Source organism: Sorangium sp. So ce124, assembly GCF_051525235.1.
Taxonomy (GTDB): Bacteria; Myxococcota_A; Polyangia; order Polyangiales; family Polyangiaceae; genus Sorangium; species Sorangium atrum.
Window position 1 is genome coordinate 12,941,281 of sequence record NZ_CP150312.1, and the last position, 21,680, is coordinate 12,962,960.

Annotated in this window: 12 protein-coding genes; 5 read left to right on the forward strand and 7 right to left on the reverse strand. The window is 68.8% G+C overall.

Annotated features, from left to right (window positions below; translation table 11 throughout):
* The first annotated feature begins 60 nt into the window (after positions 1 to 60).
* Both WMF19_RS48445 and WMF19_RS48450 read left to right on the forward strand, forming a co-directional pair.
* Positions 61 to 321, forward strand: a complete 261-nt coding sequence (locus tag WMF19_RS48445; RefSeq protein ID WP_437896550.1) for a hypothetical protein — start codon at positions 61 to 63, stop codon at positions 319 to 321.
* A 524-nt stretch (positions 322 to 845) separates the two neighbouring features.
* The gene (locus WMF19_RS48450; protein WP_437896551.1) at positions 846 to 3,080 is read left to right on the forward strand and encodes a S46 family peptidase; all 2,235 of its coding nucleotides are present in this window, start codon (positions 846 to 848) and stop codon (positions 3,078 to 3,080) included.
* 46 nt (positions 3,081 to 3,126) lie between these two features.
* On the opposite strand, the gene WMF19_RS48455 is transcribed toward WMF19_RS48450, so the two are convergent.
* From WMF19_RS48455 to WMF19_RS48465, 3 genes are all read right to left on the reverse strand, one after another.
* Positions 3,127 to 4,653 carry an ATP-binding cassette domain-containing protein gene (locus WMF19_RS48455; protein ID WP_437896552.1) on the reverse strand — a complete coding sequence of 509 codons (1,527 nt, stop codon included), beginning with the start codon at positions 4,651 to 4,653 and terminating at the stop codon, positions 3,127 to 3,129.
* A 203-nt stretch (positions 4,654 to 4,856) separates the two neighbouring features.
* Positions 4,857 to 5,621: an SDR family NAD(P)-dependent oxidoreductase gene (locus WMF19_RS48460; RefSeq protein WP_437896553.1), complete on the reverse strand. Its 765-nt coding sequence runs from the start codon at positions 5,619 to 5,621 to the stop codon at positions 4,857 to 4,859.
* 22 nt (positions 5,622 to 5,643) lie between these two features.
* On the reverse strand, positions 5,644 to 6,312 hold the full coding sequence (locus WMF19_RS48465; protein ID WP_272096246.1) for a TetR/AcrR family transcriptional regulator: 669 nt from the start codon (positions 6,310 to 6,312) through the stop codon (positions 5,644 to 5,646).
* A 1,356-nt stretch (positions 6,313 to 7,668) separates the two neighbouring features.
* Between WMF19_RS48465 and WMF19_RS48470 the strand changes: the two genes are divergently transcribed.
* Complete coding sequence (locus WMF19_RS48470; RefSeq protein ID WP_437896554.1) at positions 7,669 to 8,907, forward strand: cytochrome P450; 1,239 nt, start codon at positions 7,669 to 7,671, stop codon at positions 8,905 to 8,907.
* Between the two features lie 62 nt (positions 8,908 to 8,969).
* Positions 8,970 to 9,959: a terpene synthase family protein gene (locus tag WMF19_RS48475; protein WP_437896555.1), complete on the forward strand. Its 990-nt coding sequence runs from the start codon at positions 8,970 to 8,972 to the stop codon at positions 9,957 to 9,959.
* Positions 9,960 to 10,036: 77 nt separating this feature from the next.
* Here WMF19_RS48475 and WMF19_RS48480 read toward each other — a convergent pair whose 3' ends face one another.
* Positions 10,037 to 14,998: an AAA family ATPase gene (locus WMF19_RS48480; RefSeq protein ID WP_437901761.1), complete on the reverse strand. Its 4,962-nt coding sequence runs from the start codon at positions 14,996 to 14,998 to the stop codon at positions 10,037 to 10,039.
* An 834-nt stretch (positions 14,999 to 15,832) separates the two neighbouring features.
* On the reverse strand, positions 15,833 to 17,662 hold the full coding sequence (gene ggt, locus WMF19_RS48485) for a gamma-glutamyltransferase (protein ID WP_437896556.1): 1,830 nt from the start codon (positions 17,660 to 17,662) through the stop codon (positions 15,833 to 15,835).
* Positions 17,663 to 17,942: 280 nt separating this feature from the next.
* On the opposite strand from ggt, the gene WMF19_RS48490 reads away from it, so the two are divergent.
* Entirely contained in the window at positions 17,943 to 20,453 is a 2,511-nt protein-coding gene (locus WMF19_RS48490; RefSeq protein ID WP_437896557.1) for a protein kinase domain-containing protein, read from the forward strand.
* Positions 20,454 to 20,530: 77 nt separating this feature from the next.
* On the opposite strand, the gene WMF19_RS48495 is transcribed toward WMF19_RS48490, so the two are convergent.
* Positions 20,531 to 20,893 carry a VOC family protein gene (locus tag WMF19_RS48495; RefSeq protein ID WP_272096251.1) on the reverse strand — a complete coding sequence of 121 codons (363 nt, stop codon included), beginning with the start codon at positions 20,891 to 20,893 and terminating at the stop codon, positions 20,531 to 20,533.
* A 207-nt stretch (positions 20,894 to 21,100) separates the two neighbouring features.
* Positions 21,101 to 21,454 carry a response regulator gene (locus tag WMF19_RS48500; protein WP_437896558.1) on the reverse strand — a complete coding sequence of 118 codons (354 nt, stop codon included), beginning with the start codon at positions 21,452 to 21,454 and terminating at the stop codon, positions 21,101 to 21,103.
* Between the last annotated feature and the right edge of the window lie 226 nt (positions 21,455 to 21,680).

Sequence of the window (21,680 nt, forward strand, 5' to 3'; positions counted from 1 at the left end):
GGCGACCCGCCTCGCACGACGACCCTTGTCGGCGCGGCGCGGCCCGGCGACCATGGCCCCATGATGACCGTGTTCGAGGTGCACCTCGCCGAGGGATCCGACGGCGCCGGCCTGCTCAGCGACGAGGTCCTGAGCGAGACAGGCGCGCAGGTGATGACGCTCCAGGAAGCAGCGCTTGTCGGCTTCCAGGGCCTCCAGGCGCTCGACGGCTCCGCCAACGTCCGGCTCATCGCCGTGCGCGCGCGCGACGCCGCCTGGATTCACCGCTGCCTGGAGACCCACGGGGCCGTCGCCGCGTTCCGGGCTCACCAGGTCGACTGAGCCACATCGCCCCCGCTGCTCGACCGACCCCCGCGCCGCCCTGGCGCGGCGTCCCCCCTGCGCGCGCGGCGGGGGACTTCGGCCGAAGGCGGAGGGCTTTGGAGCCGCCAAGGCGCCATAAGACGCCCAAAGACGCCGAGATTTTTTGTATTTTTCTTGGCGTCTTTTGGCGCCTTGGCGGTTCCATCATCTCTTCCATCCTTCCGTCAGGGTGGCGGTATTCCCCCACCACCCCGCGCGCGCCTTGTCCGGAATGCCGTGGATGCCAGTCCGGCCGCCCGGCGCACAGAACATGAAGTCCCGACAAGCCCGCTGAAGCAGGCGAAGCTCGCCTCCACGAACATCGATGAGATCCGGTGTCCATCATCACGCATGGAGCGCATCGCGCGCCGCCTTCACGCGTCCCTGGCCCGCATGAGGCTCGTTCTACTGTGTCTCGTATCACTAGAAAGTTGGTGTGTGGTTGCACTGTCTACCGACGATGGTAACAACACCGCATGTCTCACTCCTCTCTACGTAGTCATATGCTCCTGGCGTTGTTCGCGGTCTCCGCGTTCGCGCCGGGCTGCGGCTCGGAGCGGCCGCAAGCGGGCGATACCAGGCCGCCGGGCTCCGAGCCCGGTCAGGGGGCGCCCTTCGAGAACCCCGGCGGGATGTGGATGCCGGAGCAGATGGCGCAGCACAAGGACCAGCTCAAGGCGCTCGGGCTCGAGATCGATCCCGAGTCGCTCGCCGATCCCACGGCGTCCCCGCTCGGCGCGGTGGTGAGCCTGGGCGGCTGCTCGGCCTCGTTCGTCTCGCCCGATGGGCTCATCGCCACGAACCACCACTGTTCGACCCGGGCGCTCCAGTACAACTCCACCCCGGAGCAGGACCTCCTGACGAACGGCTACCTCGCGAAATCCCGCGCCGAGGAGCGATGGGCCGGCCCCACCGCGCGCGTGCTCGTGACCCGCGCGTTCCGCGATGTCACCGCCGAGGTGCGGCGCGGCATCGAGGCGATCCAGGGTGATCTCGAGCGCTACGACGAGATCGAGAAGCGCAAGAAGCAGCTCGTGACGGCGTGCGAGGAGGGGCGCCCCGAGATCCGCTGCTCCGTCGCCGAGTACTTCGGCGGTGGCCAGGTCTCCTTGATCGAGCAGCTGGAGATCAAGGATGTTCGCATCGTCTATGTCCCGCAGGAGGCGATCGGCAACTTCGGCGGGGACGTCGACAACTGGCGCTGGCCGCGCCACACCGGCGATTTCGCCTTCTTCAGGGCCTATGTCGGCAAGGACAACCGGCCTGCGGCGCACGCCGAGGACAACGTGCCTTACCGTCCGGCGCACCACCTGAAGCTCGCGTCGTCGCCGCTCCACCAGGGCGACCTCGTGATGGTCGCCGGCTACCCCGGCACGACGAACCGGCTCCGGACCGCGGCAGAGGTCGAGTCCGCTGTCTCATGGCTGTACCCGAAGCGGGTGTCGTTCTACGAGGAGTCGATCGCCGTCCTGGAGGAGCTCGGCAAGAACGACCCGGCCCTGCGGATCAAGGCGGAGCCGACCATCCAGGGCTACGCCAATTACCTGCTCAAGACGCGCGGCCTGCTCGACGGGCTGGTCCAGGGCGGCCTGGCCAAGGAGAAGGCCAAGCAGGAGGCCGACCTCAAGGCATGGATCGACGCCGACCCGGAGCGCAAGGCGGCCTACGGCGGCGCGATCGAGCGGATCGCCGCGCTGCACGCCGAGCAGCGGGCGACGCGCGACCATGACGCGGCCGTGTCGGAGATCGCCTCGTCGGCGAGGCTCCTCGACGCCGCGGTCACCATCGTGCGCATGGCGGAGGAGCGGCCGAAGGCCGACGCCGAGCGCGAGGCCGAGTACCAGCAGCGCAACTGGGAGCGCCTCGAGCAGGCGCAGGCGTCGCTGCAGAAGTCGTACGACCGCGCGCTCGATCGGAGCACCTTCAAGCTGGCCACGAAGCGCGCGCTGCAGCTCGATCCGAAGGACAGGCCCGCGCTGCTCGGGAGCCTCGCGGGCACGCAGTCGCCGACGGAGGCCGGCGTCGCCGCGGCGATCGACGCGCTCTACGAGAAGACGGCGCTCGAGGACGCGGCGACCCGGATCAAGCTCCTCAAGACGGCGACGCTCGAGGAGCTCCAGGCGAGCCGGGATCCGATGATCCGCCTGGCGCTCGAGCTCGCGCCTGTCGACAAGGCCATCGAGGCGCGGGACAAGGCCTACGCCGGGGCGATGAGCCTCGTGAAGCCGCGCTTCGTCGAGGCGCTCCGCGCGTACCGGGGCGGCCTCCTGGCGCCCGACGCGAACGGCACGCTCCGCATCACGTACGGCACCGTGCGGGGGTACCGCCCGGAGGCCAACAAGCCGGCGTATCGCCCGTTCACCACCCTCAGCGAGGTCGTGAAGAAGAGCACCGACAAGGCGCCGTTCAACACCCCGGCGACGCTGCTCGAGGCGGCGCGCGAGAAGCGGTTCGGCCCGTACGTGGACAAGGACCTCGGCGAGGTGCCTGTCTGCTTCCTGAGCGATCTCGACATCACGAACGGCAACTCCGGCTCTGCCACGCTGAACGCGCGCGGCGAGCTCGTGGGCCTCGCCTTCGACGGCAACTACGAGGCGATGGCGTCCGACTGGCTGTTCATGCCGTCGATCACCCGGACCATCCACGTCGATTACCGCTACATGGAGTGGGTGATGGACGCGGTGTCGGGCGCGGACGCCGTGCTGAAGGAGATGGGCGGCAAGCCGGCCATCGAGTGAGCGCGGCGCTGCGCTGACAGCACGATCGCGATGACGCCGGCGCGGATCACGCGCCGGCGTCGTCGGACGACACCCGCACCTCTCCGTCGGCCACCGTCCAGAGGATCGACGTGCAGCTCCGCCCGAACGCCCTGTCGTGCGTGACGAGGAGCAGCGCGCCCGGGTAGTCGGCGAGGGCGCGCTCCAGCCGCTCGATCGAGGGCAGGTCGAGGTGGTTGGTCGGCTCGTCCAGCACGAGCGCCCACGCGTGCTGCCCGAGGCCCAGCGCGATCATCAGCTTGCGCGCCTCGCCGGGCGACGGCCGCGCCGACCCGAGCAGCGGCCCCGGCTCCACGCCGAGCGCGGCCACCAGCGACATCACCCGCCCGCGCTCGTCCGGAGGGAGGCGCCGCGCCCTCGCGAGGAGCGCCTGCTGCTCCGCCTCGCCGAGCTCCTGCGGCACATGGAGCACCTTGTCCGCCGGCACGCGCGCGCCGGCGAGCAGCGCGTTCACCAGCGTGGTCTTGCCGGCGCCGTTCGGGCCCGCGATCCGGATGCGGTCCTCGCGGCCGACCGCGAGCCGCACGTCCCGCAGCAGGGTCCGCTCCTCGCTCTCGCCGCCGACGCGGAGCCGGGGCGCGTCGAGCACGAAGAGCCACGGCGCGGGCGATCGCTCGTAGTCGACGAACACGCTGCGGCCCACCGCCTTCTCGAGCTCGACCTCTCCCGCCTCGGCCGACGCCTTCTCGAGCTTGCGCCGGGTCACGCCGACGTTGCGCGACAGCCGCGCTTCGGCCGATGACACGCGGAAGTCCGCGAGCAGGCCCCGGGCGTCGCTGTCGCGCGGGCCCTTCATGCGCCGCTTCGTGCTCCGGTCCGCGTCGGCCGCGGCCTGCGCCCGCCGCTCCTCGCCGAGGCGGCGGCGGAGCTGCCGCTCCTCGGCGCGCATCCGCTGGTGCGCCTCCTCGCGCCCGCGCGCCTCGGCCTCCCAGAGCGCCTTCGCCGCGCTGTACCCGCCGGGATAGAGCCTCGCCGCGGCCCGCTCGACGCGGATCGTGCCGGTGGTCAGCGCGTCGAGGAGCTCGCGATCGTGCGAGACGCACGCCCCGATCCCCTGGAACCCGGCGAGCGCGCCGGCGAGCAGCGCCCGCGCGTCCGCGTCGATGTGGTTCGTCGGCTCGTCGAGCAGGAGCACGTCCGGCGCCGCAGCGAGCGCCGCGCCGATCTGCCACCGCTTGCGCTCGCCGGGCGACAGCGTGGCCCAGCGCCCGAGCTCCGCCGGATCCAGGAGGAGCTCGCCGCGCAACCTGCGCGCGGCGCCGTCCTCGGCGTCGGCCAGCGCATGGATGGCCGCGTCGGCGTGCTCCACGGCCTGCGGGCAGACCGCGATGGTCGCGCCCCGCGGATCGAGCCGCAAGCTCCCGGCCTCGGGCGCGAGCTCGCCGGCGAAGAGCCGGAGGAGCGTGGTCTTGCCGGCGCCGTTCGGCCCGACGATCCCGTACCACCCGGGGGTCAGGCACAGATCGACGTCCGCGAGGATCGCGGACGCGTCGGAATAAGAGAAGGAGAGGCGCTGCGCGCGCAACGACGACATACGAACTCCTGAATCCAGAGGGCCACATGGCCCGGTCACGGGACGGGCAGGCTGCCTCGCGCGGCCAGGGAGCAGGGATGCCACCTGTCGCGCTCGCGACCTGCGACGGAGACCGATTCAGGAGTTGATCTTCACCGGAGCACTCTCCTCTTGCGTCAGCCGTGCTCTCTAACAGACGGCCGAGGCCTGCGCAATCGGCGCGGTCACGCGGCCAGGAAGCCGCCGTCGACCGGGACCGCCGCGCCGGTCACGTAGCCCGCGCCCTCCGAGCACAGCCACAGCGCGGCGCCGGCGATCTCGTCCTCGGTGGCCATCCGCGCCATCGGGTGCTGCGCCACCAGCGCCTGCACCAGCTCGGGCGCGAGCGCCTCTGCCTGCTGCATGGCGGGCGTGCGGGTGACGCCGGCGCAGAGGGCGTTCACGCGGATCCCGAGCGGCGCCACCTCGAGCGCCACCGAGCGCGTCATCCCGAGGACCGCGTGCTTGGACGCGACGTAGGCGTGGTGCGCCGCCTTCCCGGCGACGCCGTAGATGGAGCTCATGTTGACGATGGCGCCCCCGCCCGACGCCAGCATGGCCGGGATCTCGTGCCGCATGGCCAGCCAGATCCCGCGGGCGTTGGTCGCCATGACGTCGTCCCACACCGCCTGATCGGCGCGCTCGAGGCGGGCCATGTCGCCGCCGATGCCCGCGCAGTTCGCCGCGAAATCGAGCCGGTCGAAGCGGCTCATCGTCTCTTCCACGGCGCGCTTCATCGAGGCGTCGTCCCGCACGTCGGTCTGGACGAACAGCGCCGTCGCGCCCTCTCGCTCCAGCGCGGCGCAGGCCCGCTGCCCGGCGTCGCCGTCGCGCGCGGCGATGGCGACGCGCGCCCCTCCTCGCGCGAACGCGCGCGCGGTCGCGAGGCCGATGCCCGAGGTGCCCCCGGTGATGAGGGCGACCCGTCCGGCGAAGTCGTAGGTGATCATGAGGCTCCCTTTCCTGGTGGAATCACGCAGTGTTCGCGCCAAGGCCGCGCTGGATGAACTGGACCGCCTGCTGGGCGAGGCGACGGCGGCGCTTCGGGCCGAGCTGCTTTCGCAGCGCGTCGGAGGCCAGCACGTCGTGGAGCTCGGCCCCGAGCTCCTGGAGCACCGCCTCGGTCAGCCCGGGGCCGATGACGGCGGCGACCAGCCGGGTCGCCACCTCGAGGCTCGTGTCGTTGGACCGGACGGCGCCGCTCGCGATCCCCTCCTCGAGGAGGGCCCGGAGCTCCGCGGCGCCGGCCTCGCAGATGGCCTTGTGGAGGCCGCGGACCTCGACCGTCGCTGTCGGGTCGGCCGCCGCGGCGGACAGGCGGGCGAGGCGCGGGTGCTCCACGAGGAACGCCATGCCGCGCTCGATGTGGACCTCCAGGCGAGCCCAGAAGTCCCCCTCCAGGCACGCGGCGCCGAGGAACGCGCGCTTCTGCCGCGGCACCTCCTCCGTGAGGAGCCACCGGTAGAGATCGAGCTTGTCCTCGAAGTACTGGTAGAAGCTCCCCTTGGGGATGCGGGCGCGGCGCGCGATCTGCGAGAGGGAGGCCTCGGCGTAGGGGCGATCCGCGAACTCGGCGATCGCCTCGCGCACGAGGCGGTCCCGCCGCTCCTCGGGCAACCCAAAGAACGTGCTCTTCGGCATGCGACCGGTCAGTCATATGACCGACCGGTCGCATCGTCAAGGCGGGGGCGGTTCGCGTCGCTGGCCGCTGTTCAGCGGTTCAGGGCAGGGCGCACCCTGAGCAGACTGGGGCTCTCCGTGAGCACGATCCGGACGTGCCCAGAGCGCGACACCCAATCCTGAACGCGCCTCCGGCGTGGGTCGGCGGGCCTCCGGAGGAGGTGTGGTTCCAGGGAGAAGCGCCCTCTTTCGAGGTCACGAGATCGAGCCGAGCGTGACATCGAGCGACGCGCATCCTCGTCGACGATGCCGGCACGCGTGACCGTGGTCCGCCCGAGCGAGGCGTTCATTTTGCATAGCGCGCAGGAGCACCCTCGTGCGGCCGTGCATTACTGCAATGCACGTCACATCGATGGTGCATTACTTCGCCATCAGCATCCCAGGCCGACGCCGCGGGCGTCCGGGCCGACGCATGCCTGCAGTGTTCTCGTCTCCACGGCTCGCTCCATCCGGAGCGTAGCGGGGGCGGCTCCGGGTCATGCGCTATGCGTTCACGAATGAAACCCGAGTCGACTGCATCTTGCATTGCTGCACAGTCGCTCACGAAAGATGACGTAGATCATCCAGAGATCATTGCGCTCATCGATCGCAACGCATCTCTATCGGATGGCCATCGAGGTGTCGCCCGGGGGCAGTAGATGCTCTCGGCGCGTGCTGGAGGCGCGCAGGTCGCGGACGCTCAAATGTATTTTTATTCACGCGGCATGTTGTGCCGGCTCGGCCATCGTATTGAAGCGTTGGAAGATTCGTTGTCCGTGAAGTTTCGAACACGACGAGGTCGTCGTGTGAAGTCCGCAAATAAGAATACAGTTGCGCATTCGTCCGCATGGTATAGGATGCTGTCATCAGATGGAGGAGCACCCAACGACCATCGGACCCCTGCAGCCATGAAGAGAGCCTAGCGGCTCTCTCGCTTGCTCTGGTCTCATGATGCACCGGGAGATGCCCTGGAAGCAGTTCAGGCGCTCGTGAGTCGCATGCTCGCATCCTGGCGAGCGCGGCGACGACCGAGGAGTGCAGCCGTGTCGTGCGGACACCGAGCGTTGGCTCGGACCGCGTGGCGGCTGTTCAGCGCCCTGCTCGCGGGAGATGCGCCCAGGTGACCACGCGCTGGAGCATCGCGAAAACGCGGCTTGCGGGTTCCGTCTCGTGCTCCTTTCAGCGCTAGGGGCCAGCTGCCTTAAGGCAGCACCGAATCGACGCCATCGCGTCGCCCAGCGCGTCATCCGAGGCAACACCACACTTAGGCCGAACGACGCGTGCCGTCATGGCGGTGCGGCTGCGTCCTGCCTTCGCCACAGCCACAGGAAGAGCGCGATGAGTCGACTGAACTTGTTTGCCCCCGAGGTCCGAGAGAACCCGTACCCCTTTTACGCGGCGCTGCGCCGCGAGTCGCCCGTGTGTCAGGTGGACCCCAACGGGATGTGGGTGGTCACGCGGTATGATGACATCGTGGCGGCGTTCAAGAACACGCAGGTGTTCTCGTCCGCGGGGCTTCGCATGGCCACCGAGCCTCCTTACCTGAGGCGTCAAAATCCCTTGTCCGGATCCATGATCCTCGCCGACCCGCCGCGGCACGGACAGCTGCGCAGCCTCAGCAGCCGTGCGTTCACCGCCAACATGGTGAGCACGCTGGAGCACCACATGCGATCCATGGCCGTGCGGCTCACGGACGGCCTGGTGCAGCGTCGTTTCGTCGAGTTCATCTCCGAGTTCGCGAGCCGCGCGCAGGTCAGCGTCCTCGCCAAGTTGATCGGATTTGATCCAGGGCTGGAGGAGCACTTCAAGCGATGGGCGACTGACCTGGTCATCGTTGGCGTCATACCTCCAGAGGACCATGCGCGGATCGCCGAGGTGCGTAGGACCATCGATGAGATGGAGCAGTACATGCTGGGCCTACTGGCGAGCCGCCGGCGTCGGTTGGAGAACGACCTGGTAAGTGAGCTGCTCCGGTCTCGGAGGGACGACGATGGGATCACGGACCAGGACCTCGTATCCCTCCTCTCCCTGCTCCTCGTGGCAGGGCTCGAAACGTCGACATCGCTGATGACCCATATGGTCTTGATCCTCGCCCAGCGTCCGATGTGGATGGATCGCCTTCGTGCGGAGCCGGCGCTCATCCCGCATTTCATCGAAGAGGTCCTGCGCTTCGAGGCGCCTGTGCACGCCACGATGCGGCTGACCCTCACCGAGACGGAGCTCGGCGGTACGCGTCTGCCCGCCCACGCCGTGGTCGCGCTGCTCATAAGTTCGGGTCTGCGCGATGAGGCGAGGTTCCAGGAGCCGGACCGCTTCAACCCAGAGCGTGGCGATCAGGCCAACCTGGCATTCGGCCATGGTGCCCACTTCTGCCTCGGGGTCTTCCTGGCCAGGGTGCAGGCCCGCATTGCGCTGGAGGAGCTCCTGCGTCGATGCCACCGCATCGTGCTTCGTACCGACCGTCTCGAGTGGCAAGCAGCTCTCAACACACGCTCCCCGGTGGCGCTGCCCATCGAGGTGATCCCCATCTCGACTACCGCCACGCGTGAGTCGCCGGTCCTCCAGGGGATCTGGTAGGACCATGCTGTCGTCGTGAGGATGTCTCTATTCCATGAAATCGTCCTGTGGCGGAGCTCGTCATGTCATCCGATCGAACTAGCGTTGTCGTCAGCAAGCGCGATGCTGGTGTATTCGAATATCCATTTGCTGCGTCGTGTCACCCCGGGAGAGAGGTCGCGGAGCAAAGGACCCTGGCGTGGGTTCGCCGGTTGCGTCTGGTGCCAGACGGTCGGTCGCTTTCGCGTCTCAAGGCGACGAACTTCTCCCAGCTGGCGGCATGGCTCTTTCCGTCCGCAAGCATGCAGACGCTCCAGCTGGCGTCGGACTTCACTGCCGCGCTGTTCCTCCTGGATGACGCGTACGACGAGGGGCAGCTCAGCGCGGACCCGGAGTCCGTCGAGTGGCTCAATGAGAAGTACCTGGGTGAGCTCTTCGGGTACACCGAAGCGGACATGAGCGATCCCCTGACGCGTGGGATGCTCGATGTGCGTGAGCGCATCCGACGCAGCCATCCGCACTTCTTCCTGAATCGATGGCTCTCGCACTTTCAGTACTACTACGAGGCCAACCTGTGGGAGGCGAACAACCGAAAACAGGTGAGGGTGCCGCATCTTGAAGAATATTTGATGATGCGGCGCTACAGCGGAGCCGTCTATACCTACTGCGACCTGCTGGAGCTGCTGCTCGAACGGCCGCTGCCGCTCGAGGTCGTCCAGCATCCATTGATACAGACCGTTCGCGATATATGTAATGACATCCTCTGCTGGACGAACGACTACTTCTCGCTCGGGAAGGAGCTGAGCAACGGCGAGACGCACAACCTGATCGTCGTTCTTCGGAATGAATGCGTGAGCACGCTGGAAGAGGCGATCGAGCGGCTCAAGCACATGCACGATCGTCGGGTGGCGGAGTACCAGGACGTGAAGGAGAAGGCGCTCGCGCTCTGGGCGGACGACGAGATCCGCCTCTACCTGGACGCGGCCGACGCCATGATCGCCGGGAATCAGCGCTGGGCGCTCGAAGCCGGTCGCTACTCCGGACTAGAAAGTTTGATCGTGCGCGCTGGATGAAGGCAAGGGGACTACCGGCGCGTGCGCTTGTGGGGGTCGGCCGGCGTCACGGGGCGCGCTGTGAGAAAGGGGGCGCCCTACGCGTGCAATCTCGTCGCTGTCCGCCGCATCGCGTAGGCGATACCTGCCTTGAGATTGGAGCGGGTCTCTATCGAGCCGAGGTCCACGCCGAGCGCGACCAAGCTCTGCGCCACCGCAGGGCGGAGCCCCGTCAAAATAGCCTTGCTTCCGAGCAGTCCCACCGCCTGGGCCAAGCTCATCAGCCTGCTCGCGACGCTTGTGTCCACGCTCTTGACCCCCGTGACGTCGACGATCACGACTTTGGCAGAGCTGGACGCGACCCCTTGCATCGCGGTTTCAATCATCTGCGCCGCCCGTTTTTCATCGATGGTTCCGATGATCGGCATCACCATGACCTGATCGGTGATCGGTATGCAGGGCGTTGATAGCTCGAAGAGCCGATCCCGCTGCGTCTGAATGATGGCTTCCTGCATCTGGACGCGCTCTTCCTGCAGCCGGACCCGCTCGCCCAGCTCCACCTGCAGCTGGTCGTTGACGTCGCGGAGCTGCTCGTTGGACAGCCGGAGCTCCTCCGTGCGCGCAGCGACCGCCTGCTCGAGCCTCTCGTAGAGCTTTGCATTCTCGATGGAGATTGCGATCTGCGTCGAGAGGAGCTTCAGGAGATCGAGGCGATTCTGCGTGAATACGCCGGTGGACAGGTTGTTCTCGAGATAGAGCACGCCGACGAGCCGACTCTGACGGATGATCGGGGCGCAGATGACCGACTTCGGACGCATCTCTCGGATGTAAGGGTCGGCAGAGAACCTGGCCTCCTCCGCCGCGTTGTCCAGCAGGATGGCTTTCTGCGTGCGCTGCACGTAGCTGATGATCGACAGAGGTGCTCTGCTGAACGAGACGACGGGCGCGGACCTGAGCACGTGAACTTGCTTTGGCTGAAAGGTCCCTTCCACCTCGACGAGGAGGGCATCGCCATGCGCCAGAGCCAGCATGCCGGACTGCGCTCCGACGTTCTCCAGCACGATCGTCATGAGGTTTTCCAGGAGCCTCTCCAGGACGATCTCGCTCGCCACGGCCTGCGACGCCTTGACCACGCTGAGCAGATCCAGGACCGCGTCATCGTGGGTGGAGGTCACCGTCACCGACGTCGATGGATCTGGCCCCCCCTCGAGCCTCAGATGAGGGAACGCCGCGACGAGGCTCTGGCACTTCGCATCAGCGCCCCACAGAGCATAGCCACGGTAGGCCATCGTCATGTAGTGCTGAGCGATCTCGCTCCGACCCATCCCCCGGTAGAACGACGACGCAAGTTCACACCCTAGCGCCTCTTCCTGGATGTATCCGTGCTGTCGAGCTCCCTCGATCGCGCGATCGTAGAGGGCCATCGCCTCGATCATCGAGCGCCCCACGCGGGCCCGCTCCGCGCTCACCAGGTCGTGCTTGTGCTGGCTGTTCTCCGGAGCGTGGTGTGCCCACATCCCGAGCTTCTGCTGATTCGCGTCGACCTTGGCGAGCGCCGCGTCTTGCTCCTCCTTCGAGAGTCGATCGAACGCGGCGAGGACCGAGAGCGAGCTGTAGAGGTTCTGTTCCACGACGGTGGCAAACCCCACCGCATCCTGGTACTCCTCTCCGGCGCGAAGGCACTCGTAGGCGAGCTTTGGCTCGCCGAAATAGTAGAGCATCATGCCCTTCGCGAGGTGCAGGCAAAACAACGATGTCCTGTTGTGCTCGAGACAAGGGATCATCGACGTTTCGTCGAAGCTCTCGCCGACCAGCCGCAGCTTCTCTGCAGATGGATCTCGGAGGCTGCGCACGAGCTGCTTCCAGATTTTTACATAATACAGCGGATACTGCTGCTTGAGCTTCAGCGCGAGCTCGATAGCATGTGTCATTCGCTGCTCGGTCGTTCCCAGGTCCTCCCCAGCAAATAAGGAGTATGTGGGGTGCTGGCAGGAGCTGTATCCGGCGTATTCGATGTCTCCTGTCTCTAGCCCTACCTGGACCGCGTGGCGCGCCGGTTCGATGGTCTCCTTCAGGTGCCGCTTCCAGTGATGAATGGCGATGTAATGGAGGGTGTAGATCTTGGGTTCGAGCTCGATCGCCCCGAAGCGATGAGTGAGATCGATCGCGAGCTGGCCGAGCGCGAACCCATGATCTATATTGTTCATCACGCTACACTGAATATGGCCGTAGATCGCGAAGGCGTATGCCGCGGAGGGTGAGATCCCGTGCTGTACGCATATTCCCATCATCGTGAATGCGATCAATGGGACGACGTGGGGCTTTGTCAGGACGGCCGCTGGAAAGGCAGAGACGAGGATCCGGTTCGCGGCGAGCATCCTCCGATCGGCGAGCACCGGCAGCTCCGCCAGGCGAGGTATGTCGATGTCGACGGGCGGCGCCTCGCAGAGCGGCACCTCAAGCATGGCGAGCACAGCCAGGGCGATATCGAGAGCATCCGCCAGTCGATGCTGCGACATGTGGAATTGAATACGGGTCTCGTAGACCCGGATCTTCTCCAGTACGTCCCTTGCATGGTCCACGACGATCTTCGCGCACGCCTCCGCGCGGTCGAAGTTGATCGTCAGGTACTCGAGCTCGACGAGATCCGTGTAGATCGTGAGCGACAGCTCGTGGTTCGTCTCCCACGAGTCCTCAGGCAAGAACGCCGCGGCGGCGCGGAGGCACTGCACCCCGGGGCCGTAGGCCGTGGAGCGCCTCGCCTTCTGCCCGGCCCTCAGGTTGAGCGTCGCGGCCTCCTCGCGCTCGCGCCTGTCCACGATCATCTCTGCCCCCATGTTGAGGTGCATCACGATGTCGTAGATCCGCTCCTCGACGGACGCGGGAGGGCTCTCTCCGAGCATGAGCCGCCCCAGCTCCAGGTGGATCCGCTTCTGCTCGCCCTCCGGGAGCAGCTTGTAGGCCGCCTGCTGCACGCGGTCGTGGAGGAACTTGAACGTGACAGCGTCCTCGTCCGCGTCGTCGAGGAAGCGCGCGATCCCGTACTCGCCGTCGACGGGCACGACGAGCCCTGCGTCCAGCGCGCCCCACAGGTCCTCGTCGGTCGCGCGCCGGTTCTTCTGGTGGATGAGGGCGAGCATCCTCAGATCGAATTGATTGCCGATGCACGCGGCGAGCTTCAAGACCCGCTGCGTCGCCTCACCCAGGCCCTGTATCCGGCGGACCATCAGGTCGACGACGTTGTCCGCGACCTCCATCCGCTGGATGTCGGCGATGTTCCATCGCCAGGCGCCCGTCTCGGAGCTGAAGCGCAGGTGGCCCTCGCGGCACACGCTCTCGAGGTACTGGATGGTGAAGAACGGGTTCCCGTGCGCCTTGGCGAAGATGGCACCCGAGAGCTCGCGACACTCCTCCCGAGGCGCGTCGAGCGTGTCCGACACGAGCTGGTTGACGTGATCGGGCCCGAGCGGCGTGAGCGTGATCGTGCGGACGCGCGCCTCGCTCTTCCGGAGCGCGCTCAGCATCATCGTCAGCGGGTGCGCGTCGTCGACCTCGTTGTCCCGGTACGACCCGATCAGCAAGAGATGACGGATGTCCGGGTCCTCCAGGAGCACGCTGAGCAGGTTCAGGGACCCCGTGTCGGCCCACTGGAGATCGTCGAGGAACAGCACGAGCGCCCGCGTCTTCAGCGCGATCGCGCCGATGAAGTTCCGGAACGTCAGGTTGAAGCGGTTCCGCGTCTCCATCGAGCCCAGCGCCGGGACGGGCGGCTGCTCGCCGATGATGAGCTCGATCTCCGGGATCACCTCGGCGATGACCCGCCCGTTCGGAGAGACCGCCGCGAGGATCCGGGCCCTCCAGTCGGCAAGCTCATTCCTGGTCTCGGTCAGGATCTGCCGGACGATCTCCCGCAGCGCCGCGAGCACGGCCGCATACGGGACGTTGCGCGTGAACTGGTCGAACTTGCCGGCGGCGAAGTAACCCGCCTCCTTCGCGATCGGCTTGTGGATCTCGTTGACGACCGCCGACTTGCCCACGCCGGAGTAGCCGGCCACGAGGACGAGCTCCGATCGGCCACCCTCCGCTGCCTCCGGCCCAGACCCGCTGATGTCCCTGAAGGCCGCCATCAACACGCCGACCTCGCTCTGCCGGCCGTACAGCTTCTGCGAGATCTGGAGCCGCGTGGGCTTGTCCCTCGTCCCTGGCACGAAGTCCGCCGCCGGCGCGCCGTGCTCCAGCATATCGAGGCAGGCCTTCAGATCGGCCTTCAGGCCGAAGGTGCTCTGATACCGCTCCTCCGCCGTCTTCGAGAGCAGCTTCATGATCACCCGGGAGAGCGCCTCCGGGATCGCCGGCCGGATCAGGTGCGGCGCGATAGGCGTCTTCGCGATGTGATGGTGCACGAGCTCCAGCGGATCCGTCGTCTCGAAGGGGAGGCGCCGCGTCGTGAGCTCGTAGAGCGTGACCCCGAGGGAGTAATAGTCCGAGCGGAAGTCGATCGACCGGTTCATCCGGCCCGTCTGCTCGGGCGAGATGTACTGCAGCGTGCCCTCGCCGACCGACCACGGGTCGACCACCGCCGCGCGCTCCCCGGGCAGGAGCGAGGCGATGGAGAAGTCCGTGAGCTTCGACGTGCGCACGTCGCTGTCGACGATGATGTTGCTCGGCTTGATGTCCTTGTGGACGATGTTCCGCTCATGGATCGCCCCGAGCGTGTCCGCGAGCTGGAGCGCTATCCTCACCGCCTGCGCGAGGCCGACGCCCTGCCCATTGCCGTCGATGATCGCCCGCAGCGAACGACCGGCGAAGTACTCCATGACGAGCGCGGCGTAATCGAGCCGGACCTCGAGCTCGTGGACCCGGACGACGCCGTCGAGGTCGAGGTGCTTCGTGATCTCGTACTGGCGCTTCAGGATCGCCACGTTGCGGGTGCCATTGACACCCTTGCGCGCGACCTTGATGACGCACATCTTGCCGGTGCTCTTCTTCCGGCCGAGGTAGACGCTGCTGCGAGCACCGTCGTGCAACGTCTCGAGCAACTCGTGATTCAACAGCTCCACCATGACGGCGACCCCCCCCTGCGTGACAGGGCTATCTACCCACAGCGCGGCGTTCAGCCGGTATCTCGGTCCGTGTCAAGCTGCAGTCCCCCGTTTCACGGCAGCTCCTCGGGGCGCTAAATTCAAGGATGGCGACAGGCGGGCGCGCGATCCGCCGAGGGAGCGAACGTGCTCGGCGAGGCGCATCGCCATAAGCAATCGAAACGGACGGGTTGTGTCAAGGTCGAACCGCCGCGGCTCCGCGCGCAGATCGCGCGCTCCTGCGTGGATCCGCCGCCGAGACGCCGCGCGTCAGGCCAGCGACGCACGACTCGGTTCGAGGGCCGGGAGCGAATGCGACACAGCGTCGCCTCGCCGCCCGGACTCACGGCGCTCCGTGGCGCAGAGGGCCGTCGGATGCATCACGCGATGACGCCTTCACGAGGGGGGCGCCACAGTCCATTGGGCACACGCGCGTGCCGGGAACGGCCAACGTGCGCCAGACAGAGAGGGGTTTCCTTAGGGGAGTGCCTGATGCGCGCGGCGCCTCTGGGGGCGGTAAGCCCATCGAAATGAGCGGCGATTGGCGCCTGAGAGAGGTAAGGAAACGCCTGACCGATTGATCGTCGCAATGTCGTCCCGACAACATGCGTCGCCCGGCGGGCGACAACGCGGGTCGGGCGGGTCCGTCGACGGGCGTGGCTCGTTGTTGAGGCTCCCGCCTGGCGGCGCCCCCCGGCACGCCGCGGCGCCGGTCTGCCGATTCGCAGCAGACCATGGATCCCGCCCGTTGTGGGATACGCAGGCGTCGCGTGGGCCGATGTGGGGAGCGGCGCCCGGTCGACGCTGTCGACGCTACTTTCCGGCCGCCGCTTCGGAGCCGGGCCGCCGCGGTTCCCGCGCGCCGGCGAACGCGGCGCCCTCGCGGCCGATCGACGGCGCGTCGGCGATGTGCTCGCGGTCGTCGAGGGTATGGCCCATTGCGCCGAGCGCGCTCCGCAGCTCGTCGGGGAAGCCGCCCTGCTCGACCATCAGCTTGTCGGGGTAATCCTGCTGGTGGAAGCGCGGCGCGTTGACCCCCGTGGTCACGTCGAAGCCGAAGTCGACCACGTTCGAGAGGATCTGGAACACCGCAGTGAGGATCGTCGGGCCGCCCGCGGCGCCGAGCACGAGCTCCACGCGCCCGTCCTTCCCCGTCACGATCGTCGGCGACATCGAGGAGAGCATGCGCTTGCCGGGCGCGATGGAGTTGGCCTCCCCCTGCACCAGGCCGAACTGGTTCGGCGTGCCGGGCACGGCGGCGAAGTCGTCCATCTCGTTGTTCAGCACGAAGCCGGCGCCGGACACCGTCACACCCGAGCCGTACCAGCCGTTCAGCGTCGTGGTCAGCGCGACGGCGTTGCCCTGCGCGTCGACCACCGAGAAATGCGTCGTGTGCGGGCCTCGCCCGCCCGAGTCCTTGACCGCCGCGCCGCGGGCGAGCTCGTCGGTCGGCGTCGCGCGGTCCGCCGCAATCGTGGCGCGCTGCTTCTCGGCCCACGCGACCGAGAGCAGGTCGTCCACCGGGTTCTTCACGAAATCGGGATCCCCGAGGACCTCGTTGCGCGCGAGGAACACCCGCCTCATCGCCTCGGCGACCACGTGCACGTGCGACGGCGAGTGCCAGCCGAGCTTGGCGATGTCGAGCCCCTCCAGCTGATGCGCGATCATCGCGAGGGCGAGGCCGCCCGACGACGGGAGCGGCATGGATGCGACGCGGCGCCCGCGGTACTCGAACACGACGGGCTCGCGCCACTTTGCCTTGTAGCCCTTGAGGTCCGCGGCCGTGATGATGCCCTTGCCCCGCCGCATCTCGGCCACGAAGAGCTCGGCGGTCTTGCCCTCGTAAAAGCCCGCGGGCCCCTTCTCGGCGATGCGCTCGAGCGTCGCCGCGAGCTCGGGCGATTTCCACGTGGCGCCGATCTCGATGGGCGCGCCGCCCGGCAGGAACAGCGCGACCGACGCCGGGAAGCGCTTGAGCTTGGCCGAAGCGGCCTTGACGGTCGTCGCGAAGTTCTCGTCGACCGCGAAGCCCTCCTTCGCGAGCCGGATCGCGGGCGCGACGAGCTCGGCCCAGGTCTTCTTCTTGGAGCCGAGCTTGTCGTACGCGTCCCAGAGCCCCGCCACGCTGCCGGGCACGCCGACCGCGAGGTGGCCGACGCGCGCGCTCTCCGTGGCCTTGCCGTCCTTGCCCCGGTACATGTCGTGGGTCGCCTTGCCCGGCGCGGTCTCGCGGAAATCGAGCGCGTGCTCCTTGTCGCCGACGCGCGCGACCATGAACCCGCCGCCGCCGAGGTTGCCGGCCGTCGGGTGCACCACCGCCAGCGCGAACGCCGTCGCGACCGCCGCGTCGACGGCGTTGCCGCCCGAGGCGAGGACCTCCGCGCCCACCTTCGTGGCCAGGGCGGCGTCGCTCGTGACCATCGAGGGGCCCCGCACCGGCGGCGCGCCCTCGGGGAAAGGCCAGCCGGCGGGGAACCGCGACGCCGGCGCGGGCGGCGCGGCCGGCGCGGGCACAGGCGCCGAGGCGGGGGCGGCGTTCGGCGATGGGGGCGGGGGCGGCGCGGGCGGAGGAGGCGGGACGGCGGCCTCGCAGCCCGCGAGGAGGACGACGGCGAGCAATCGATGCCAGGCACGGAGCTTCATCGCGGCGGCTTATAGCCCAGGCCCCGCGCCGCTCGAAAGCCGGAGGCGCGGCCGCGCGAGCGCGGCCGGAGGTTTCTCCACGGTGATCCGTCACAGCTGTTCGGGCTTCTGCTGATCAGCCGTACCGCTCTCTGGCGAACGGGAGAGCGACGCGCCGTACAGGGCGCGTGGAGCATGGGCTCGTACCGAGGCGCCCGGGGACGCCTCCTGGCGCCGCGAAGTGATCGGTCTTGGTCGTTGGCTTGGGGGCTTCGCCCCGCTTGGGTATGATCGGCCCCGGATGTTTCCGACGGAGCCCGCTCCCGAGACGATTGGGGCCTACAAGATTCTCCGGCACCTGTCCGGTTCTGGGCCCACCAGCGTCTATCTCGGGCGACTGGATGGCCCGCTCGGGTTTCGCCGCGTCTGCGTGCTGAAGCTCGTCCCGAATACCGCCGAGGGCGATCCGCGCTTCGCCGACGAGCTCGCCCGCGAGGCGTCGATCTGCGCGACGATGAACCACCCGGCGATCGTGCGGATGTTCGACTTCTTCGAGCACGACGGCCGGCTCGTGCTCGTGCTCGAGCACGTCGAGGGCGTGAACCTCAATCGGCTGCACCAGCACCTCGCGGCGCGGCAGCAGAAGCTCGCCGACGCGGCAGTCTACTACCTGGTCCACTGCATCGCCGGGGCGCTCGCGCACGCGCACGGGTCCGTCGATGAGCACGGCAGCCCCACGCCGATCATCCATCGCAACCTCCACCCGGAGAACATCGTGATCGGGTGGGACGGGCAGGTGCGCCTGACGGGGTTCGGCATCGGCAAGATCCTCGGGCGCACGCCGGATACGATCGCGGGCGTTGTGAAGGGCGCGCCGGGCTACATGGCGCCCGAGCAGGCGCGCGCCGAGCGCGTCACGGTGAAGGCCGATATCTATGGCGTGGGGCTGCTGCTCTGGTCGTTGCTCACGGGGCGGCGGCCGCCCGCGGACGGCACGCGCCCGCAGGCGATCGCCACGATCCGGCCGGAGATCCCGCGCCCGATCGTGGCGCTGCTCGACACGGCCCTCGCGCCCGCGCCGGACGATCGGAAGATCACCGTTCACGAGATCGAGCAGGCGCTCGCGAAGGTGGCTCGCCCGGAGAAGGGGAAGGCCGAGCTCGTGACGCGCGTGCAATCTGCGCACGCGACGATCGAGATCGAGGACGCGGATCGCGAGGAGGACAGGCGGCCGACGATCCCGGTCAAGGGCAAGGGAGGCCAGACCGCGCGGCCCGCGGCGGACGCGGCGAAGCGGCTCGCGAAGGATCTCTTTGCCAGGGATCAGGCGGCCAGGGACGGCGGGGCCGCGAGGCTGCGGACTCCCGGCGCGCAGGCGAAGACCGCGCCTCCCTCGGCGGCGGCGTCCGAGGCGCTGAGCGGGTCGGCTCGGCAGGAAGGCAAGCCGACGCTCGGCGCGCCGGCGCCCGAGCCGATCACGATCCCGGTGCCGGCGGGCCATCCGTCGTCGGCGCTCGAGGTGCGGGGCGAGGGCGCGAAGGGCGTCGAGGGACGAAGGCCCGCGCTGCCGGATCGCGAGACGTTCGGCCGCCTGTTCGAGGCGTCGAAGCGCGCGGCGGAGCGCGACGCGGCGGCGGCCGACGAGGGGCCGCCGGGGGGCGGGCCGCCGACGTTGACCGAGGTCGATCCGGTGTTCTTCGAGGAGGACGGCACGACGATGCCCGGCACGGGCGCGGAGGCAGCCCGCTTCGTGCCGACCACCTCGGTGATCCCGGAGGCGATCCGCTTCGGTCCGCCGCCGGCCCTCCCGGCGGATCTCGCGCCCGCGTTCCTGGGGGCGCCGCCGAAGCCGCCTTCCGGCTCGCCGGTGACCCCCTCCGGCGTGACCGTGCCGATGGGCGTGTCGGGCCTGACGCCGCCCGGGGTGACGGTGCCCGTGGACGGCTCATCGGGGCTGACGCCGCCCGGGGGCGTGCCGTACCCGAGGCCGAGCGCGGAGGGCCGCAGCGGCTCTCCGATGGAGTCGTCGCCCCCGGCGGGCGCGTCGTCGCGGCGCCCGCGGCTGCCTGCGCTGGCGTGGCAAGCGCCGCGTTCGCTGTCGCCTGCCGGGACGATCGCGGTGTCGGCGATCACGGCGACGGTGGTGGCGGGGCTCTGGATCTACGTGGCGCGACGGGATCGGCCCGAGCCGGCTGCCGCTGCCGCGGTGGAGCTGGCGCCCGCGCTCGTCGAGCCCACGGCCGCGGCGGCGTCCGCTGCGAGCGAGTCGCCCCCCGCGAAGAAGGCTCCGGCAGGGAAGGCGCAGGCGGCGAAGACGCTTTCAGCAAAGGAGGCCGCCGCGGCGAAGGAGGCTGCGGCGAAGGAGGCCGCCGCTGCGAAGGAGGCTGCGGCGAAGGAAGCCGCCGCTGCGAAGGAGGCCGCTGCGAAGGAAGCCGCTGCGGCGAAGGAGGCCGCTGCGAAGGAAGCCGCTGCGGCGAAGGAAGCCGCCGCGGCGAAGGAGGCCGCGGCGAAGGAGGCTGCGAGCCAGGCGAAGCAGGGGGGCAATCCCGCGTCGCTGCCCAAGGATCAGGGCCTGCTCACGGTGGGGTTTCCGCAGCCGGGGGGCGTCTACATGACGGGCAAGTACGCGGGGGATGTGAACCAGGCGCTGGCCGTGCGCTGCGGCCGCTTCTTCGTGCGCGTCGGCCGGCCCGGGAAGACGAAGTTCCCCGAGTGGCTCAGCGCGGGTGTGACGGCGCAGGTGCCCTGCCAGGGGGCCACGAGCATCGATATCAAGCCGAGCGCACCGCCGAAGGCGAAGAAGAAGCGGTAGCCCGGCGCCCGGCGCCCAGGCCGCCTCGGTGCGGCGGCCGGAGCCCTCTGCGGCAATGGCGCAATGGCCGCGCGCCCCTATTTCATACAGACCGCCTCCAGGTTGTTGCCGTCGGGGTCGTGCAGGAAAGCCGCATAATACGTCGGGGCGTAATCCGCGCGCACGCCGGGCTTGCCGTTGTCGCGGCCGCCGGCCGCCAGCCCCTCCCGGTAGAACCGATCGACCGCGGCATGATCCGCGGCGCGCAGGGCGATGTGCGCGCCGGGGCCCCGGGGGCCGTGGTCCACCTGCAGATAAAGGGCCGGGGCCCCCTCGGGACCGAAGCTCGCATAAGCCTCGTCGCGGGCGCACAGCACGTGACCGAGCGGCGCCAGCGCAGCGGCGTAGAAGCGAACGCTCGCCTCGATGTCCTTCACCTTCAGTCCGATGTGATCGTACATGTTGCCTCCTCATGAGGAGGACCCACGAGAGGGCGCCTCCACGCCGGAGACGCTAGCGAGGGGTGCCCCCGGCGCTCTTGGAGAATCTTGCGGTCGATGCGCGGCGCGCCTCCACGCGCGCGCTCGCTCCTTCACGGCGGCATCGCGCCGTCGCGGAACCCAGGGGCGGCCGCCGCTGTCGGCCGTCCGGCCGTCATCGAGCGCCGCTCAGGCGGCGTCGATCGTCCTGAGCAGGGCCTCGAGCTCGAACGGCTTGCTGAGCACCTTGCGCGCGTGCGTCGGCATCGGCTGCTTGATGTTCGACGCCGCGGTCATGATGACGACGGGGATGTCCTCCAGCGCGGGGACCGCGCAGAGCTCGTCGCACACCTTCCAGCCGTTCATCTTCGGCATCATCAGGTCGAGCAGGATCACTCCGGGCCGCTCGCCGTCGAGGAGCCGCTCGAGCGCCTCCCGCCCGCTGAAGAAGGGCGTCGCTTCATAACCGAGGTCGCGCAGCGTCTCGGCCAGGGTCGTCGCCAGATCCACGTCGTCATCGATGATCAGAACAGACTTGGTCATGTAGTGAAGAGGGCGTTCGCTGGTGAATGTGAGGCCGGCGTCGAGTCCGCCCGGCGCAAAGGAGCGGCCTCGCAGCCCCGAAATTGCATGGGCTCCCATTGCATTTGCTAGTAGGACGCCGCGCGGCCGCAAGGAGAAACGCGGCAGAGCCAGGCGCATGCGCGCGCCTTGCGCGCTTGCCCGGCTGCTTCAGCGCGACACGCGGCACACGTTGCGCGCGCGCGTG

What these genes read in the sequence shown, in the direction of transcription:
- WMF19_RS48465 (WP_272096246.1), bottom strand. Translation starts at nt 6,312, where the DNA reads ATGCCGAAGAGCACGTTCTTTGGGTTGCCCGAGGAGCGGCGGGACCGC.
- WMF19_RS48490 (WP_437896557.1), top strand. Translation starts at nt 17,943, where the DNA reads ATGTTTCCGACGGAGCCCGCTCCCGAGACGATTGGGGCCTACAAGATT.
- WMF19_RS48445 (WP_437896550.1), top strand. Translation starts at nt 61, where the DNA reads ATGATGACCGTGTTCGAGGTGCACCTCGCCGAGGGATCCGACGGCGCC.
- WMF19_RS48450 (WP_437896551.1), top strand. Translation starts at nt 846, where the DNA reads ATGCTCCTGGCGTTGTTCGCGGTCTCCGCGTTCGCGCCGGGCTGCGGC.
- WMF19_RS48455 (WP_437896552.1), bottom strand. Translation starts at nt 4,653, where the DNA reads ATGTCGTCGTTGCGCGCGCAGCGCCTCTCCTTCTCTTATTCCGACGCG.
- WMF19_RS48495 (WP_272096251.1), bottom strand. Translation starts at nt 20,893, where the DNA reads ATGTACGATCACATCGGACTGAAGGTGAAGGACATCGAGGCGAGCGTT.
- ggt (WP_437896556.1), bottom strand. Translation starts at nt 17,662, where the DNA reads ATGAAGCTCCGTGCCTGGCATCGATTGCTCGCCGTCGTCCTCCTCGCG.
- WMF19_RS48500 (WP_437896558.1), bottom strand. Translation starts at nt 21,454, where the DNA reads ATGACCAAGTCTGTTCTGATCATCGATGACGACGTGGATCTGGCGACG.
- WMF19_RS48475 (WP_437896555.1), top strand. Translation starts at nt 8,970, where the DNA reads ATGTCATCCGATCGAACTAGCGTTGTCGTCAGCAAGCGCGATGCTGGT.
- WMF19_RS48460 (WP_437896553.1), bottom strand. Translation starts at nt 5,621, where the DNA reads ATGATCACCTACGACTTCGCCGGACGGGTCGCCCTCATCACCGGGGGC.
- WMF19_RS48470 (WP_437896554.1), top strand. Translation starts at nt 7,669, where the DNA reads ATGAGTCGACTGAACTTGTTTGCCCCCGAGGTCCGAGAGAACCCGTAC.